Below are 17,620 nucleotides of genomic sequence, written 5' to 3'. Positions count from 1 at the left end.
TCCCTGCCGAACATCATGACTAGAACAGCAGTTTGCCTTGTCCATGGCATGTGCGTCAGCTCTGGAGACAGCGATCACAGGCCAGGAGGTGAGGTATTGCACGGTTCTCACACGGTCTCCGCACAGGGTTCCACGGAAAGGGGGCGGCGAGGTGGCCGAAAGGGACGTGCGGCCGCGTAGCTGACGGTTCGTCAGATCAGCGCTACCGTGCCCCTATGGAGACGACTGTGGAGAGCGCGGTGGAGGGTACGGGGACGACCGACACCTTCCCGAAGATCATCTCGGTGGACGACCACACGGTCGAGCCGCCGAACGTCTGGCAGGACCGGCTGCCGAAGAAGTACCTGGACGTCGGCCCGCGCATAGTCCGGGCGCCGTTGAAGTCGATGTCCTTCCTCGGCGGCCGGTTCAAGCCCGTCATGGGCGAACCCGGCGACGACGGCCCGATCGGTGACTGGTGGATCTACGAGAACCTGCACCGCCCCCTCACCCGCCTCGACACCGCCGTCGGCTTCGACCGGGACGAGATCAAGCTCGAAGTCATCACCTACGAGCAGATGCGCCCCGGTTCGTACGACGTCCCGCAGCGGCTGGCCGACATGGACATCAACCACGTCCAGTCCGCCGTCTGCTTCCCGACCTTCCCGCGCTTCTGCGGCCAGACCTTCACCGAGGCCCAGGACCACGAACTCGGACTGCTCGGCGTACGCGCCTACAACGACTGGATGGTGGACGAGTGGTGCGGCCCGGCCGCGCGGGGCCGTCTCATCCCGCTCACCCTCATCCCGCTCTGGGACGCCGAGTTGGCGGCGGCCGAGGTCCGGCGCAACGCGGCCCGGGGCGTCCGCGCGGTCGCCTTCTCCGAGATCCCCCCGCACCTCGGCCTGCCCTCGATCCACGGCGACGACTGGGACCCGTTCCTCGCCGCCTGCGCCGAGACGGGCACGGTCATCGCGATGCACATCGGCTCCAGCAGCCGGATGCCGTCCACCTCCGCCGACGCCCCGCCCGCCGTCGGCTCCACCATCACCTTCGCCAACTGCTGCTTCTCGATGGTCGACTGGCTGATGAGCGGCAAGTTCGAACGCTTCCCGCAGCTGAAGATCATGTACGCGGAGGGCCAGATCGGCTGGATCCCGTACATCCTGGAGCGCGCGGACATCGTCTGGCAGGAGAACCGGGGCTGGGGCGGGGTCGCCGACAAGGTCCACCGGCCGCCCTCCGAGCTGTTCGCCGAGCACGTCTACGGCTGCTTCTTCGACGACGCCTTCGGGCTGCGCAACCTCGACTCGATCGGCGTCGCCAACGTCCTCTACGAGACCGACTACCCCCACTCCGACTCCACCTGGCCCGGCTCGCGCGAGGTCGGTGAGGCGCAGATGGGGCATCTGGACCCGGAGGTCGTGGAGCGGATCGTACGAGGCAACGCGATCGACCTGCTGGGGCTGACGCCGGACGGGCTGTGGGATCCCGGCAGCCGGGCGTAGCGGGAGAAACCGGCGTAGAACCCGTAGCGCCGCCGGCCGTCCGGTACCGTGAACTTCCTTGGGGGGCCAAGTGGTCGGACGGTGAAGACGCGCTGCCGAACGCGACCGTCCCCCGGCGACCGCACAGCTGCTCCACAGCGACCGCGCAGGGAAAATCGGGGGACGTCCGTTGCCGTACACCGCAGAGATCAGCCGGACCAACCCAGGATGCTTCATCTTCCTCGTGGACCAGTCCGCCTCCATGGGCGATCCCATGGAGAACGGTGAGACGACACAGCCGCGGGCCGAGGTCGTGTCCAACGCCATCAACCGGCTGCTGACGGAACTGTCGGTCAAGTGCGCCAAGGAGGAGGGCGTACGCGACTACTTCCACGTCGCGGTGATCGGCTACGGCCACAACCGCGTCGGCTCCGCCTACCAGGGCGCCCTCGCCGGCCGTGACCTCGTTCCGCTGGGCGAGGTCGCCAACAACCCGGCGCGGGTGGAGAGTCGTACCAAGAAGGTGTCCGACGGCGCCGGCGGACTGGTCGAGACGTCCGTCCAGTTCCCGGTGTGGATGGACCCGGTCACCAACGGCGGTACGCCCATGACCCGCGCCCTCGGCTACGCGAACACCCTGGTGGGGCACTGGGTCGACACACACCCCGGCGGCTTCCCGCCCATCGTCCTCAACCTCACCGACGGCGAGTCCACCGACGGCGACCCGACCAGCGCCGCCATCAACCTGGCCTCGCACGCCACCGCCGACGGCCCGGTCCTCCTCTTCAACCTGCACGTCTCCGGCAGCGGCGGCGCCCCCATCACGTTCCCGGACGCCGAGGAAGCGCTGCCGGACACGTACGCGAAGCTGCTGTTCCACATGTCCAGCGTCCTGCCCAGCCACATGCGTTCGTACGCCGCCTCGCAGGGCCACCGCGTCAGCGAGTCGACCCGGGGCTTCGTCTACAACGCCGACATCGTCTCCATCGTGGAGTTCCTCGACATCGGCACCCGTGCGACGGAGCTGCGCTGACCATGGGGGACATCCCGGCGCTGCCGCAGGCGCAGTGGTTGTGGACGCAGAAGTCGGGCAGCAGCGAGCGGGAGTGCGAGGACGCCGCGTACTGCTGGCAGTCCGGAGAGGCGGGCGTCGACAGCGCCGGCCGGGCCGTCGCGTCGCTGTACGCCGCCGTGTCCGACGGCGCCTCGGAGAGCCTGCTCGCCCGCGACTGGGCCATGCTCCTCGTCGCCGACGCCGTCGAGTCCATGCGGCTCGCCGGTGACTGGTGGGAGGAACTCGGCACGTTCGTACGGGACTTGATGGAGCGTTCCGCGCTGCACTGGGACGCCTTCCTCACCCGCTACCAGGCCGAGCGCGCCGCCCAGGGCAGGCCCATCACCTGGTACGAGCAACCCGGCCTGGAAAAAGGGGCGTTCGCCACGGTGCTGGGGGCCGAGATCCGGGCCACAGTCCTGGAGGACGGCACGACCCGCTGGTTCTGGTACTCCTTCGCCCTCGGCGACAGCTGCCTCTTCCAGCTGCGCGACGGGCGCCTCCTCGACTCCTTTCCGGTGCGCACGGTCGAGGAGTTCGGGATCACACCCCAGCTGCTGGGCAGCCGCAACCATGACGTACGGCTGGTCGCGGAACGGATGCGGGTGGCTCACGGGGAACTGCTGCCGGGCGACGAACTCCTGCTCACCACCGACGCGTTGGCGGCCTGGGTGCTGTCCCGGGAGACACGGGAGGCCGAGGGCGAGGTTGCGGCGTTCCCGGCCTTCGCCGCGTTCGACCAGCAGGACTTCGCCGAGTGGGTGGACGACCAGCGGGCGCGCGCCCACATGCGCAACGACGATGTGACCCTCGTCCGAGCGAGAGTGTGACGTTCATCCGTATACCTGTGTAGCCGTATCACGGTGGGGCGTTCTTCCGGACGGTGGTGAGAGGGGAGGCACACATGGCGGTGTCCCGCGGCGGCCGTCCCGGTCACGGGCACGGTCCTGGCCAAGACCCCGGTACCGGATCGGCCCGGAAGTTCCCGACGGGAGCGAACTACGCGGAGGCGTTGCAGCATCCTGAACTGTGCTTCAGCGACCCGGACCTGAAGCACGGCACGGTCCAACAGAGCCCGGTACTGGGCCCGAAGGCGATCTCCGGGAACTTCGCCAGCGTCTTCTCCGTCACGGCGACGAACGGGCAGCGGTACGCGCTGAAGTGCTTCACCCGGGACAGTACGACGCTCGGCAAGCGCTACTCCGCCATCAGTACGGCACTCGGCGGACTCGGAGGCAGCGGTGGTTCCGGCGGGGGCGGGCTGTCCCAGCCGTGGCCGGTGGGGTTCGACTTCCTGGAGCAGGGTGTTCTGGTCGGCCGGGAGTGGTACCCGGCGGTCAAGATGACCTGGGTCCAGGGCACCGGCCTCATCAGCTGGATCGAACGCAACCTCCACGACCCGGCCGCCCTGCACACGCTCGCCGACCGGTTCCTGGCCATGACCGCCGACCTGGAGAAGAACGGCATCGCCCACGGCGACCTCCAGCACGGCAACCTCCTCGTGGCCACCGACGCGACCTTCCGGCTCGTCGACTACGACGGCATGTACGTCCCCGCCCTGCGCGGCGAGCAGGCGACCGAGAACGGCCACCGCAACTACCAGTCGCCCTCCCGTACGGCCGCCGACTTCGGCCCCGCCATGGACCGCTTCTCCGCCTGGACCATCGAACTGGCTCTGCTCGCCGTCGCCACGGATCCCGGCCTGTGGACCCAACTCCACGACAGACACGGCGAGTTCCTGATCCTCTCCGAGGCGGACTTCAAGGAACCGGCGACGTCACTGGCCTGGCCGGTCCTGCTGAGCCACCCGGACCAGCGGGTACGGGACGTCGCCGGCCGGGTCAAGGCCTTCCTCGGCAAACCGGCGTCCGCCCTGCCGCCCCTGACCGCCGCCGCCGTGAAGCTCCCGGCGCAACGGACGGCATCCGCATCGGGTGCGGGCGCGGGTACGGGGGGTTACGCGTCCGGGGGCGGCCTGGGTGGCGGGCGCCCCACGGTCACGTCCTGGACGCCGGCCGCGTCCGGGGCATCCGGGTCCGGGGTGCCGGCCTGGATGGCGGGACGGATAGCCGTGTCCACCGCTCCCTCCTCCGCCGCCCAGACCTCTGCCCAGCAGTCCGCTGCCCAACTCGCGGGGTCCTCCGGCTTCGGCGGGCGCGGCGCCGGTGACCTGGTCGCGGGTCTCGGCGCGTTGCTCAGTACGTCCCTGCCGGGCGCGTTGGTCCTCGCCGCGGCGCAGCCGGTGGACGTCCTGCCCGCGGCACAGGGCTTGGCCCTGCTCACCTCCGCCGCCATGGTCGGGTTCGGCCGACGCCGGCGCCCCGAGTACCGGGCGGCGCGGAAGCGGGTGCGCGACCTGAAACGGCGCTCCCGCGAGCTGGCCGACCCGGCGAGCGCCCATCAGCGCCTGGAGAACGAGATCCGCGTCCTCGACGACGCCCTCGCCAAGGACAACACGGCCTCAGACCAGCGCATCCAGGCCCTGCAGCTCGAACTGCGCGATGCCCAGGCCCGTATCACCATGGACCTGAACCGGCGTACCGACCAGGCCCAGCAACAGCTGGCGGGGCTGGCGGCGCAGGAGCAGCGCCGGGTCGCCAAGGCCCTGGAGCCCGCGATCAGGGCGCACATCCAGGACAAGCTGCGCCGGACGTCGATCCAGGAGGCGCGGTCGCTCAGCAACATGGGCAACAAGATGGTGCGGGCGCTCCAGGACGCGGGAATCCGTACCGCTGCCGACTTCATCGGCGTCGACTTCTCGCACAACCCGTCCGTCGTGTACCTGGTGCGTCCCAGCGGCCAGCGGATACGGGTGCCCGGCATCGGCGAGGCCCGGGCCACCGCGCTCAGCGACTGGCGGCAGGGCCTGGAACACCGGGCCAGGGCATCGGCGCCCACCACGGTGCCGCCGGCGGCCAAGGCCCAGATCAAGGCGGACATCGCCACGCTCCGACGGACCCACAAGGCGGAGATCAAGCAGGCGGAGGCCGAGGCCCTGCAGAAGAAGGCCGCCCTGCAGCGACGGATCACCGACGAACGAGCGCGTCTCACCACGCAACGCCAGCAGCGAGCGATGGACACGCAACGCAAGCGGGCGGAACTGTTGCACAGGCAGAAACAGTTGGCTGGCGCGGAGGCGGAACGTGGCCGGGTGGAGGCGGAGTTGGGCGTCGCCCGCAGGGAGGCACGGGGTGCGTTGGGGGCGGGCAAGTACGTACGGTTCCTGCTGACGGGACGATAAGAGGGCGCCCCCTGCTGCAGCCCGGGCCCCGTGTTTCCCACCCGCTCCCCGTTTACTGCATGTGTCCAGCGCGGGCCCAGACACCCCCAGCCCGTCCGGCGCCCGATCGCGAGGCCGGTTCAGCCCAACCCTGTTCCCCAACGACCCGCCCCCGCCACATCCAGCCCGTCCGGCGCTTGAGGACGAGGCCCCTTCGGGGCCGACAGTGGGGGTCTGGGGGCGCAGCCCCCAGGAACAGGACGGGACGGGTAGGGGCGGCGGCGGGGGCGAAGAAGCAAGGCCGGCGACCCCTTGCCCGACGACGCGTCACCCGCAACGATAGCCATCGCGCCTTGAGGTGACGGATCGTCAGATACGAGAAGCCAGGGAAAGGGACGCCCCCATGACCTACGGCATGCAACTCCCCATCCAGTCCCAGTCCACCCTCTACACCGAACCCTGGGAAACCTCGGCCACCCCATCCGACCTCCTCGACATCGCCCGCACCGCCGACCGCACCGGCTTCGCCTACCTCGCGAGCTGCGACCACGTCGCCATCCCCCGCCGCCTCGCCCCCGCGATGAGCACCGTCTGGTACGACCCCGTAGCCACCCTGGCCCACCTCGCCGCCGTCACCGAACACGTCCGGCTCCTCAGCCATGTGGCCGTCGTGGGCCTCCGCCACCCCCTCCTCACCGCCAAGCAGTACGCCACCCTCGACCACCTCTCCGGCGGGCGCCTGATCCTCGGGGTCGGGGCGGGCCACGTACAGGAGGAGTTCGAGGCGCTGGGGGTCGACTTCGAGCGCCGGGGCGCCGTGCTCGACGAGACGATCGACGCGTTGCGCGCCGCGCTCGGCCCGGACGAGTTCCCGCAGCACCACGGCAAGTTGTACGACTTCGAGGGACTCGGCCAGCGGCCACGGCCCGCCCAGGCACACGTACCGTTCTGGGTCGGCGGGTCGTCCCCCGCCGCCGTACGCCGGGCCGCGCTCAAGGGCGACGGCTGGCTGCCGCAGGGCGACCCCCGCGACCGCCTCCCGGACCAGATCGCGCGCATCCGGCGACTGCGCGAAGAGGCGGGCGTCCAGGGGCCGTTCACCATCGGGGCCATCACCGAGCCGCTGTACGTCGGAGAGCCCGGGTGGGATGTCGGGCGGCGGACGGTCAGCGGGGCGCCGGAGGCACTCGCCGAGTCGCTGCGGGCGTACGGCGCGATGGGGGTGGACCAGATCCAGGTGCGGTTCCGCAGCCGGAGTCTCGCTGAACTCACCGACCAAATAGGCACGTTCGGGACGGAAGTGGGCCCGCTGCTGGGCGACCTGTCTGACAGCTTGCCCGGATCTCTTTGAACCTTTGAACATGTCCATGCTGGGGCGCGTACGTAGGGACGTACGGACGTCATCGTTCCGGCGGAAGGACATGCGCGGTGCACGCTTCCCGGCTCGTCGACCACCCCTCGCCCAGGCTGTCCGTCGCCCTCGCCTGTGCCGAGGGTGAGTGGCCGCACCAGGACTGGCCGGACCCCGACGACCCCTACGTGGGGCGGGCGTTGCGCGTGGACCCGCCCTACCGTGAGCTGGGGGAGCAGGGCGCGGTGGACGTCGTCGTCCTGCGGTGCGAGGAGCCGGCGGCCGAGTTCCCGGTGCTGCTGAAGGCCATGGGTGCCGTGAGCGTTCCGGTGATCGTCGTCAGTCCCCGGCGGGACACCGAGACGGTGGTGGAGGTGTTCCGGGGCGGGGCCGGCTATCTCGTCGAGGGCGACTACTGCACCTGCATGCTGGCCTCGGCGGTCATGGCGGCCACGGTCGGGCACACCTACCTCTCACCGGTCGCGTGCGCGGCCCTCCGGGAGGGGGCCCAGCGGGTCTCCGGGGAGGAGGCGAAGGGCGCGTCCGTCGCCGGGGCGGCGATGGAACGGCTGCGGAGTCTGCTCTCGCCGCGCGAGCGGCAGATCATGGAGCTGCTGTCGACCGGCCTCGGCGCCCAGGAGATAGGGCTGCGGTTAAGGCTGAGCGAGAAGACCGTCCGCAACAACCTCAGCAACATCTACGCCAAGCTGGACGCCCGGGGGAGTACGGACGCGGTGCTGAGATGGCTGGGGGCGACCCCGGTTGTTCGCATATGAGAAGCATGAGAACAACCGGTGCCGCCGTGTTCCGCCGTTTTCTGTCGCTGAATTCCGTCCCGGATCCCGCTACGGCGCGGGAATCTCCGACAGCGGGATTTCCACGTCCGTGACGTTGTCGCCGCCCTGGCCGAATCCGGGCTCCGCCCTGCTGCTCTTCGCCGAGTTCTGGAGTCCGTTGGCCTGAGGTGTTCCGCACTCGACGTTGCGCAGCCAGAGGCGGCCGTCCGGCGTACCGTTCTTCAGGAGCTGTGGATAGAAGACGTGCACACTCGTGGCGCCCTCGCTGGGCGAGAAGAACACCTTCTGGCCGTCCTGCTCGTCCTTGTACGTGGCCTTGAGGAATCCGCTCACGTCGGTTCGCTTCTCCGACCACATGAAGAACCCGAGGTGGTCGGCCTTCACGGTGTCGGTCCGGGAGAAGTCGAATCCGGTACCGGTGTCGTCACGCTTGAGGTCGATCTCCGTGGTGTTGAACTTGGCGCCGATCTCGAAGAACGAGTTTCCCAGCTTCGAGTCGGCGGAGGCGGTGAATCCGTCCTCCAGCGTGATGGACCTCGTCACCGAGGCGGCCACACTGAAGCTCTTCGTCAGGGCGCTGGTGGAACCGCAGTTGTCGGTAATGGTGGAAACGCGCTTGTTGGGCCCGAGGTTGTCCCTCTTGAACTGGACGTCGACGAATTCACAGTTGTCCAGCTTGGGGGAGTTCTCCGCGCAGTCCCTGGTCACCTCGGAGGGGGTGGCGGCGCCCGCCTGGTTCATCAGCGGAACGGCCACCGCGACGGCCACCACCGGGGCCATGGCGATGACGATGCGCTTCTTCTTGCTCCGGTGACTGCCCTTGCGGCTGGTGCGGGTCATCGTGCGTCTCCTTGCGGGAAAGGGGGAGTTGAGGGCATTCGGCCAGGTGGGACGAGTGGTCGGGAGGGGGGAGGGTGGTGGTGGGGTGGGGGGAAGCGCGGGACATGGGAGGGCATCGTCGGCAGTCGGTCGGCAAACGGTCGGCGGTCGGTCGGGTCAGCAGTCGGTCAGGACGGGCTTGGCGACCCCGTCCGCGATGCCTGCGGCTCCGGCGGCGCCCGGCAGGACGGCGGGCCCCTCGACGAGTTCCGACGCGACGAAGTTCTTCTCCGGTGAGGGGTTCACGGCGAAGCTTCCGGGGTTGGCGTCGATCCGTACCCGCCATTCGCCGGTCATGCGCTGCATTTTCGGCGTGAACTCCATGTGCAGGACCTTGCCGACCGGAACCTCCCGGTTCTCCGTGTCACCGGCGGTCACCGACTTGACGGTCATGTCGGTCGTCCCCTTGTGTTTGAGCCAGGATCCGCTGAGGAAGCCGAAGAGCCCGCCGCCGGCGCCCTGTTGGGTCGCGGTGTACTTGCCCGACCCCTGGGCCACGGTCGCTTTCCAGGTGATCGAGACCTTCGCCGGTTCGGTGGCGTTCGGTTCGCAGTTCGGGAAGTCGATCGAGGCCTTCTCGGTGGGGCCGTCGAACAACTCGAAATTGGTCTCGACGTAGTTGCAGTTGTCGGCCTGGAAACCGTCGGCGAAGGCGCCTCCGAAATCCCTCACCGACCGCTGTTTTCCGTTGACCACCGCGGACCTCTCGCACATCGTGATGATCTGCTCGGGTGTCTTCTCCTCGGCCGCGTTCGCCGACGGAAGGAGGGCGATGATCGCGCCACCGGTCGCGAGCGCCGATCCGACCGCCACAAGTCGGACCTTCCTGTTCTTCAGACGCCTCTTGGCCATGCCGCTCCGTCCCTGGGATCCTTGGTGTTCGCTTTACCTGTTCGTGGAGGATTATTGGCTCACCGGCGGATCCGCGACAGGGTCAAATATCCCTACTCCCCGGTTACTTAAGGTGTGCTCTCGCACACACAGCACACACGGCGCACTCGGCGACCGGGTCTGACGCCTCGTCAGATGCGGCGGTACGATGCTGGCCTCCACCGATGTGAACGCTGTGAAGGGGTTCCGCATGGGCAAGCTCGACGGACGGGTCGTCATCGTCACCGGCGCGGCACGCGGTCAGGGGGAGCAGGAGGCGCGGCTCTTCGTGGCGGAGGGCGCGCGGGTGGTCGTGGCGGATGTGCTCGACGACCAAGGAGAGGACCTGGCCAAGGAGTTGGGCGCCCTGTACGTCCATCTCGACGTGCGCGAGGAGGCGGGCTGGCAGGCTGCCGTCGCCGCGACGGAGAAGGCGTACGGCCGGATCGACGGGCTGGTCAACAACGCCGGCATCCTCCGCTTCAACACCCTTCTCGACACGTCCCTCGACGAGTTCATGCAGGTCGTGCAGGTCAACCAGGTCGGCTGCTTCCTCGGGATCAGGACGGTCGCGCCACGCATCGCCGACGCCGGCGGCGGGACGATCGTCAACACCGCCTCGTACACCGGGGTTACGGGTATGGCGGCGGTCGGGGCGTACGCGGCGAGCAAGCACGCCATCGTCGGGCTCACCCGGGTCGCCGCGCTGGAACTGGCGCGCCGGAGGATCCGGGTCAACGCCATGTGCCCGGGCGCGATCGACACCGCGATGTCCAACCCGGCCGTGCTCGACCCGGACGCCGACGCCGAGAGTGCCTCGCAGGGGCTGGACAAGCTGTACCGCAAGCTCGTGCCGCTGGGACGGATCGGGCGGCCGGACGAGGTGGCGCGGCTCGCGCTGTTCCTCACCTCGGAGGACTCCTCGTACATCACCGGGCAGCCGTTCGTGATCGACGGGGGCTGGCTCGCCGGTGTTGCCATTGTCTGACTGACCGTCAGCTATTGACGGTCACAGGGGCCGGTGGAACAGTCGTCTCAACAAATCTGACGCTGCGTCAGAAACGGCGAGAGTGTCAGAGACGGCAGGAACGGTTACTGGGGACGGTGAACCTCCTTGGAATTCGGGCTCTTTGTACAGGGATACGTGGGCAAGCGGGCCGAGACCGATCCGCTCGCGGAGCACAAGGCGCTGATGGAGGAGACCGAGTACGTCATTCAGGCGGACAGGTCGAACTTCAAGTACGCCTGGGTGTCCGAGCACCACTTCCTGGAGGAGTACTCGCACATCTCGGCCAGTGACGTCTACCTCGGCTACCTCGCCCACGCCACCGAGCGCATCCACCTCGGCTCCGGCATCTTCAACCCGCTCGCTCCGGTCAACCACCCGGTGAAGGTGGCCGAGAAGGTCGCCATGCTCGACCATCTCACCGGCAACCGCTTCGAGTTCGGCTCCGGCCGGGGCGCCGGCTCGCACGAGATCCTCGGCTTCATGCCCGGCATCACCGACATGAACCACACGAAGGAGCTGTGGGAGGAGACGATCGCCGAGTTCCCGAAGATGTGGATGCAGGACGAGTACGTCGGTTTCCAGGGCAAGCACTGGTCACTGCCGCCGCGCAAGATCCTGCCCAAGCCGTACGGTCCCTCGCACCCCGCGATGTGGTACGCCGCCGGCTCGCCGCCCTCGTACGCCATGGCCGCCCGCAAGGGGCTCGGGGTTCTCGGCTTCAGCGTGCAGCGGGTCTCCGACATGGAGTGGGTGCTGGAGCAGTACAAGACGGCGATCGTGGACGCCGAGCCGGTCGGGGACTACGTCAACGACAACGTGATGGTGACGTCGACGGCGATCTGCGCGCCGACGCACGCGGAGGCGGTACGGATCGCGGCGGGCGGTGGGCTGCACTATCTGCAGTCGCTGCTCTTCCGGTACCACGACACGTTCCCTCGTCCCGAGGGGTTCCCCGTGTGGCCGGAGACGTTGCCCGAGTTCAACGAGGAGATCATCGAACTGCTCATCGCCGAGGAGCTGTTGATCTGCGGGGACCCGGACGAGGTGCTGACGCAGTGCAAGCGGTGGGAGCAGGCGGGGGCGGATCAGCTGAGCTTCGGGATGCCGATCGGGATCTCCAGGGAGGACACGCTGCAGACGATCCGGCTGGTCGGTGAGCATGTGATTCCGAAGATCGACACCGACCCCGTGCATCGGACTTCGCGGTTCCGGGGGGCGGCTTGAGGTTGTCGTCGGCGGGTGCGGGGCCGTTGTGGTTTCTCGCGCCCACGCGGCGGAGCCGCAGATCGATACAGTCCCGCGCCCCTGAAGGGGCGCGTCCGTGTGGCCGTTGGGAAGAGGTGCAGCCGTGCTTGACCATCTGATCGCGGGCGTCACCGTCGTCGACGGGACCGGCGCGCCCGCCTACGTCGCCGATGTGGGGATACGGGACGGTCGCATCGCGGCCATCGGTACCCGGATCACCGAGGACGCCCGGACCACCGAGGACGCGTCCGGGCTGGTCCTCGCGCCCGGGTTCGTCGATCCGCACACGCACTACGATGCCCAGCTCTTCTGGGACCCGTATGCCACGCCGTCCCTCAATCACGGGGTTACGACGGTCGCCGCCGGCAACTGCGGTTTCACGCTTGCCCCGTTGAACCCGGACCGCCCCGACGACGCCGACTACACGCGCCGGATGATGTCCAAGGTCGAGGGGATGTCCCTGGTCGCGCTGGAGGAGGGGGCGCCCTGGAGCTGGAGCGGCTTCGGGGAGTACCTGGACGCGCTGGAGGGGCGGATCGCGGTCAACGCCGGTTTCATGGTGGGACATTGCGCGCTGCGGCGGTACGTCATGGGCCCGGACGCGGTGGGCGGACAGCCGACGGAACAGCAACTCGCCGACATGCTACGGCTGTTGCACGAGGCCATGGACGCCGGAGCCTGGGGATTCTCCACCACCCAGTCGTCCTCGCACTCCGACGGGGACGGCGAACCGGTGGCGTCCCGGCACGCGCTGCCCGCCGAACTCCTCGCCCTCTCCCGGGCGGTCGGCGAGCACGAGGGCACCCAGATCGAGGCGATCGTCGCAGGATGCCTCGACCAGTTCAGCGACGCCGAGATCGATCTGTTCGTCGAGATGAGCGCGGTGGCCGGGCGCCCGCTGAACTGGAACGTGCTCACCATCGACGCGTCCGTGCCGGCCCGTGTACCCCGCCAGCTGGAGGCAAGTGAGCGCGCCCGCAAGGCGGGTGGCCGGGTCGTGGCCCTCACCATGCCCATCCTCACGCCGATGAACATGTCCCTCGGCACCTTCTGCGCCCTGAACCTGATCCCCGGGTGGGGACCCGTGCTCGGCCTGCCGGTCGCCGAGCGGATCACCCGGCTCGCCGACCCGGCGGTACGGGCCGAGATGGTCCGCCAGGGGCAGAGCGAGGAGGCCGGCGTCTTCCGGCGGCTGACGGACTTCGGGCGGTACGTCATCGGGGACACGTACAGCGCGGCGAACGAGGGCCTGACGGGGAGGGTGGTGCGGGACATCGCCGCCGAACGCGGCCAGGACCCCTTCAGCTGCCTCGTCGACATCTGCGTGGCCGACGAACTGCGTACGGTCCTGTGGCCCATGCCCACCGACAACGACCCGGCGTCCTGGGCGCTGCGCGCCGAGACCTGGCGGCACGAGGACGTACTGCTCGGCGGCTCCGACGCCGGCGCGCACCTGGACCGGATGTGCGGGGCCCCGTACACGACCCGTTTCCTCGGCGACTGTCTGCGCGGCCGGAAACTGGTGCCGCTGGAGCGGGCGGTGCAGATGCTGACCGACGACCCGGCGCGGCTGTTCGGCCTGCGCGAGAGGGGACGTATCCAGGAGGGCTTCCACGCCGACCTGGTCCTCTTCGACCCGGAGCGGATCGCCGCCGACAAGGCCACCCTGGTGCACGACCTGCCGGGTGACAGCCCGCGTCTCGACTCGAAGGCGATCGGCGTAACGGCCGTATGGGTCAACGGGGTTGAGACGATCCGGGACGACACGGTGACGGGCGCGGTGCCGGGCACGGTGCTTCGCTCGGGCCGGGACACGGCGACGGTGAGCACCAGGTGAACGACGCACAGCGGCTGTTCGTCGGCGGTTCGTGGGTGGACCCTGCCGACGGGCACTACGAGGTGATCGACCCGGCGACGGAGGAAGTCGTCGGGTGGGCGCCGGAGGCCTCGCGGGATCAGGCGTACGCCGCCGCCGCGGCGGCCCGCGAGGCCTCCGGACCGTGGTCGCGCACCTCACCGGAGGAACGGGCCGCAGTCCTGGCCCGCGCCGCGGACATCATCCACAGCCGTCTGGTGCCGTACGCCGCACTCGCCCAGGCGGAGACCGGCGCCACGACGGGGACGGCGCGCGGGATGCAGGTGGGCGTGGGCGCTGCCCGTTTCCGCCGGTACGCGAAGGTGGAGCCGGCCGAGTGGGCGATCCCACCGCAGGTCAACGAGGGGGGCCCGTTCGGGAAGGCGGCGGTGATGGGCGCGCTGGCGATCCGCCAGGCGGTGGGCGTGGTCGCCTGCATCACCTCGTACAACAACCCGTGGGCCAACCCGGCCGGCAAGATCGCGCCCGCCCTGGCGATGGGCAACACGGTGGTCGTGAAGCCCGCTCCGCAGGACCCGCTGTCCGTGTACAGGATGGCGGAGGCGCTGGAGGAGGCGGGCGCGCCGCCGGGGACCGTCAACGTGGTCAGCGGGCTGGGCGTCGGGGTCGGCGAGGCGGTCGTGGGCTCCCCGGACGTCGACATGGTCAGCTTCACCGGCTCGACGGCGGTCGGTCAGCGGATCGCCGAGGTGTGCGGCCGGAGCATGAAACGCCAGTTGATGGAGCTGGGCGGAAAGGGCGCGGCACTCGTCTTCGACGACGCGGACATCCGCTCGGCGGTCGCGGGCATCGGCACGACGTTCTCGTTCTACAGCGGCCAGATCTGCACGGCCCCGACGCGGGTGCTGGCGCAGCGGGGCGTGTACGGGCGACTCGTGGAACAACTCGCCGCCTACGCCGGTCACTTGAAGGTGGGTGACCCGCGCGCGGAGGGCACGGTGGTCGGGCCGGTGATCTCGGGGGCGCACCGGGACAGGGTCGAGGCGTACGTCGAACTCGGGCGGAAGGAAGGCGCGGTGGTGGTCGCGGGAGGCGAACGACCGCCGTTCGACCGGGGGTTCTATGTCGCCCCGACCCTGCTGGCCGACTGCACCAACGACATGCGGGTGGCCCGGGAGGAGATCTTCGGGCCGGTGGTCACCGTCATCCCCTTCGACGACGAGGAGGAGGGCGTCGCGCTGGCCAACGACAGCGAGTACGGGCTCATCGACTACGTCTGGTCGGCGGATGTGGCCCGCGCCTTCCGGGTCGCGCGCCGACTGCGGGCCGGCGGGGTCGGCGTGAACACCGTAGGCCGGAACATGGAGGCACCGTTCGGCGGGTTCAAGCGGAGCGGGGTGGGGCGCGATGTGGGGTCGTACGCGCTGCACGCGTACGGGGAGGTGCAGTCGGTCGTCTGGGCGGGGTGAGCGCGGGTACGGCCACGGCCCGGACCTCTGCCTCGGGTGAGGCGGGGTTCGGGCCGCGGTGCTGCCCGGGTGGTGCTGGCGGGGTCAGCCAAGCGCGGGGGCTCCGCCGTCAGCGCGGTCGGCGGCGGTGAACCAGCCCTCGGTGCCGGTGCCGGCGATCCACGCGTACGTCCCCTCGGAGCAGTCCGCGCCGGTGCCCTTGCCGCTGTGGACCCAGCCGCTGCGGGTGACGGTGCCGGAGCGGGCGTGGTCGGGGCGGCCGAGGTGGGCGACCCCGACCACGCGGGAGCCGCGCCCAGCGGTGGTGCACTGGTCGGCCAGGAGAAACGCACCGTCAGGAGTCGAAGCACTCCCGGTCCGTGCCGCCCGCCGGAATGAAGCACAGCCGTAGGTCGGTCCGGTTCGGGCCGCCGATCATCGGCGTGAAACGGTAGACGCCCGTATCGGCGGTGTTTCTGACGACGACTCGATGCGGCCGGGTGCCGGGGGCCGAGACCTCGATCGCGTCCCCGACCTTCGAATGCCAGATCCGGCCCCACGCGGCGGCGCACACCTGGCTGTACCGGATCTCCACCCTCGCACCGGTGCTGGTGGGGTGCGGCGGACCGAGCGAGTCCACCCTGCCGGGCAGTCCGCAGGCCATCGGGCTGGGATCCTTCCCGTCACACGCTTTCCCCTGGCATCCGGGGATGGGATCCAGCGCGGGGGACGCCAGGCCCGCCGGGCTTCCGGCGGCGCTGTGGCTCCGCAGAGACTGCGCCGCCAACATCGCCACTGCGACCACACCCACACCGGCGATGAACAGCCCTTGGCGCCGAACCCTCCGGTGGATGCCCGGGGCACCTACAGCACCTGCGGGGACCAGGGCGGCTGCGGACGGGGCCGCGGGCGCGGGCTGGGCAGGGGGGCGGGTGTGCCGGGCGCGCCCGCTCCACTCGGTGTCCGCCAGCTCCCACAGCGCGAGCAGCCGCCCGGCGGGCTCCCCGGCCATCGCGCACAGCGCCTCGACGGCCTGCCGGGGCACCGGCTTTTTCCCGTTGAGGTAGCGCTCCCAGGACGACTTGCTGTACGGCGAGCGTTCGGCCAACGCCGCCAGGCTCAGGCCCGTCCGCGCCCTCATTTCGCGGAGCCCCTCGGCCAGTGCCGCGCACTCCGGTGCAGGGCCGGTCATCCGCGCAGCGCCTGCCAGGTGTGCGGGCCCACGACGCCGTCCGCCGGCAGCCCGGCCTTCTTCTGCAGACGCATCACGGCCGCGATGGTCTGCTGCCCGTAGACCCCGTCGACGACGCCCGGCTCCAACTGGCGATAGCCCAGCAGGCACTGGGCCTCCACCACGTCCCAGCCCGGTCCGGCAAGGACGGCGGTACGCGTGGTGCTGTATCCAGCGAACAGCCCCCCGCCTGCCGCGCCGGTCCGGCGGACCTTGCAGGAGTACGACTTCTCCGGCTTGAAGACGTACCAGCCCAGCCCCTCGGTAGAGGTGTTGTTGCTGTTGGTGCCCGTACCGGTGCCAGTACCACCCGTACCGGTACGGGCACCGGTACGGGTGGTACTGCTGCTCGGCAGTGGGCCGTTCAGCGCCGTCTGCACCTTGTCGCCCCCGCCGTCGTCATCGCCCCAGGGTGCGGCGATCAGTATTCCGGCGGCCATCCCCACGAGTGCGGCGACCACCACGGCAGCGAGGGCGACGGGCCGGCGCACCCCTGGCGGCTGCCCAGCCACCAACGCTGCGGGCCCCTCCGTCAAGGCCCCGGGTCCCTCCGCCGACGCCGCAGAGCCCTCGGCCGCACCGGAACGCTCGGCAGCCGCCTCGCCCCGTGCCCCCTGCTCGCCGCCGTCGCCTTCCGCACCGGCCGACGAGGACGACGCGATCCGCTGCGGCCACGCTTCCTCGGCCACCTCATGCAGCACCAGCAGGCGGACCGGATCCGCCCCCGCGACCCGCGCCAGCTCCTCCACCGCGTGCCGCGGCGGCAGTGCCTTCCCGTTGAGGTAGCGATCCCACGACGAGCGGCTGTATCCGGTCCTGACCGCGAGCACGTCCAGGCTCAAACCGCCGCGGTCCTTCAACCTCCGCAACTGCACCACGAGTTGACGGACTCTCTGGTCCAGAGAATCCGGCAGTTCCTTCCAACGTGACACGCTCCACCCCAATACGTATCAACAATCCCCCAGGGCTCTCGCCCCTTGCCCTGTTAGTACACCTCGCGCGGGCTCCGGGGCTAGGCCGGAGCTCCACACCCATGTCTTCAGGCACGGCCCGCGAGGGTGGACGTCCCAGCGATGCCGCATCACGCCGGACATCCCAGCAGGTCAATGCATGGGATGTCCCACGGTGTCCCAACGGGGCAGGCCTCTCTGGCCCGGATCCGGATCGACCAGCAGTCTCTGTGGTGCAAACCAGGCTGCGCGGTCCACCCCGCATCGTCATACCGGGAGGAGGT

General features: G+C 69.9%; 15 protein-coding genes. 10 read left to right on the top strand and 5 right to left on the bottom strand.

Translation table 11 applies throughout. The features are described from left to right. Nucleotides 1-215 precede the first annotated feature (215 nt). The 6 genes from ACW4TU_RS19150 (at nucleotide 216) to ACW4TU_RS19125 (ending at nucleotide 7,867) form a co-directional block, all read left to right on the top strand. Nucleotides 216-1,487, top strand: a complete 1,272-nt coding sequence (locus ACW4TU_RS19150; RefSeq protein WP_457429109.1) for an amidohydrolase family protein — start codon at nucleotides 216-218, stop codon at nucleotides 1,485-1,487. A 169-nt stretch (nucleotides 1,488-1,656) separates the two neighbouring features. Beyond that, entirely contained in the window at nucleotides 1,657-2,499 is an 843-nt protein-coding gene (locus tag ACW4TU_RS19145; protein ID WP_457429107.1) for a vWA domain-containing protein, read from the top strand. A gap of 2 nt (nucleotides 2,500-2,501) precedes the next feature. Then, nucleotides 2,502-3,350 carry a hypothetical protein gene (locus tag ACW4TU_RS19140; RefSeq protein WP_457429106.1) on the top strand — a complete coding sequence of 283 codons (849 nt, stop codon included), beginning with the start codon at nucleotides 2,502-2,504 and terminating at the stop codon, nucleotides 3,348-3,350. Between the two features lie 74 nt (nucleotides 3,351-3,424). After that, a complete protein-coding gene (locus ACW4TU_RS19135) occupies nucleotides 3,425-5,761 on the top strand; it encodes a coiled-coil domain-containing protein (RefSeq protein ID WP_457429104.1) in 2,337 nt (778 codons plus the stop codon). Between the two features lie 382 nt (nucleotides 5,762-6,143). Beyond that, on the top strand, nucleotides 6,144-7,091 hold the full coding sequence (locus ACW4TU_RS19130) for an LLM class F420-dependent oxidoreductase (RefSeq protein WP_457429102.1): 948 nt from the start codon (nucleotides 6,144-6,146) through the stop codon (nucleotides 7,089-7,091). Nucleotides 7,092-7,168: 77 nt separating this feature from the next. Then, nucleotides 7,169-7,867: a helix-turn-helix transcriptional regulator gene (locus ACW4TU_RS19125; protein ID WP_457429101.1), complete on the top strand. Its 699-nt coding sequence runs from the start codon at nucleotides 7,169-7,171 to the stop codon at nucleotides 7,865-7,867. Nucleotides 7,868-7,936: 69 nt separating this feature from the next. On the opposite strand, the gene ACW4TU_RS19120 is transcribed toward ACW4TU_RS19125, so the two are convergent. Both ACW4TU_RS19120 and ACW4TU_RS19115 read right to left on the bottom strand, forming a co-directional pair. After that, the gene (locus ACW4TU_RS19120) at nucleotides 7,937-8,728 is read right to left on the bottom strand and encodes a hypothetical protein (protein WP_457429099.1); all 792 of its coding nucleotides are present in this window, start codon (nucleotides 8,726-8,728) and stop codon (nucleotides 7,937-7,939) included. A gap of 156 nt (nucleotides 8,729-8,884) precedes the next feature. Then, on the bottom strand, nucleotides 8,885-9,619 hold the full coding sequence (locus ACW4TU_RS19115; protein ID WP_457429098.1) for a hypothetical protein: 735 nt from the start codon (nucleotides 9,617-9,619) through the stop codon (nucleotides 8,885-8,887). 229 nt (nucleotides 9,620-9,848) lie between these two features. On the opposite strand from ACW4TU_RS19115, the gene ACW4TU_RS19110 reads away from it, so the two are divergent. The 4 genes from ACW4TU_RS19110 to ACW4TU_RS19095 all read left to right on the top strand — a co-directional run bounded on the left by ACW4TU_RS19110 (nucleotide 9,849) and on the right by ACW4TU_RS19095 (nucleotide 15,176). Next, the gene (locus tag ACW4TU_RS19110) at nucleotides 9,849-10,625 is read left to right on the top strand and encodes an SDR family NAD(P)-dependent oxidoreductase (RefSeq protein WP_457429096.1); all 777 of its coding nucleotides are present in this window, start codon (nucleotides 9,849-9,851) and stop codon (nucleotides 10,623-10,625) included. A gap of 156 nt (nucleotides 10,626-10,781) precedes the next feature. Further along, a complete protein-coding gene (locus ACW4TU_RS19105; protein WP_457429094.1) occupies nucleotides 10,782-11,870 on the top strand; it encodes an LLM class flavin-dependent oxidoreductase in 1,089 nt (362 codons plus the stop codon). A 124-nt stretch (nucleotides 11,871-11,994) separates the two neighbouring features. Continuing rightward, nucleotides 11,995-13,728 (top strand): N-acyl-D-amino-acid deacylase family protein, encoded by a 1,734-nt coding sequence (locus tag ACW4TU_RS19100; protein WP_457429092.1) that lies wholly within the window; start codon nucleotides 11,995-11,997, stop codon nucleotides 13,726-13,728. After that, nucleotides 13,725-15,176, top strand: a complete 1,452-nt coding sequence (locus ACW4TU_RS19095; RefSeq protein WP_457429090.1) for an aldehyde dehydrogenase family protein — start codon at nucleotides 13,725-13,727, stop codon at nucleotides 15,174-15,176. Before ACW4TU_RS19100 ends, ACW4TU_RS19095 begins: the two co-directional genes overlap by 4 nt. An 84-nt stretch (nucleotides 15,177-15,260) precedes the next feature. Here ACW4TU_RS19095 and ACW4TU_RS19090 read toward each other — a convergent pair whose 3' ends face one another. The 3 genes from ACW4TU_RS19090 to ACW4TU_RS19080 are packed head-to-tail and all read right to left on the bottom strand — an operon-like array spanning nucleotide 15,261 to nucleotide 17,228. Next, the gene (locus ACW4TU_RS19090; protein ID WP_457429088.1) at nucleotides 15,261-15,458 is read right to left on the bottom strand and encodes a hypothetical protein; all 198 of its coding nucleotides are present in this window, start codon (nucleotides 15,456-15,458) and stop codon (nucleotides 15,261-15,263) included. Between the two features lie 52 nt (nucleotides 15,459-15,510). Then, on the bottom strand, nucleotides 15,511-16,347 hold the full coding sequence (locus tag ACW4TU_RS19085; protein ID WP_457429086.1) for a helix-turn-helix domain-containing protein: 837 nt from the start codon (nucleotides 16,345-16,347) through the stop codon (nucleotides 15,511-15,513). After that, nucleotides 16,344-17,228, bottom strand: a complete 885-nt coding sequence (locus ACW4TU_RS19080) for a peptidoglycan-binding protein (protein WP_457429084.1) — start codon at nucleotides 17,226-17,228, stop codon at nucleotides 16,344-16,346. Before ACW4TU_RS19080 ends, ACW4TU_RS19085 begins: the two co-directional genes overlap by 4 nt. Nucleotides 17,229-17,620 lie beyond the last annotated feature (392 nt).

This window comes from Streptomyces kryoterrae (assembly GCF_054072135.1).
Note: the sequence above shows the minus strand (reverse complement) of the source record. Positions and strands in the feature narration are given on the sequence as shown.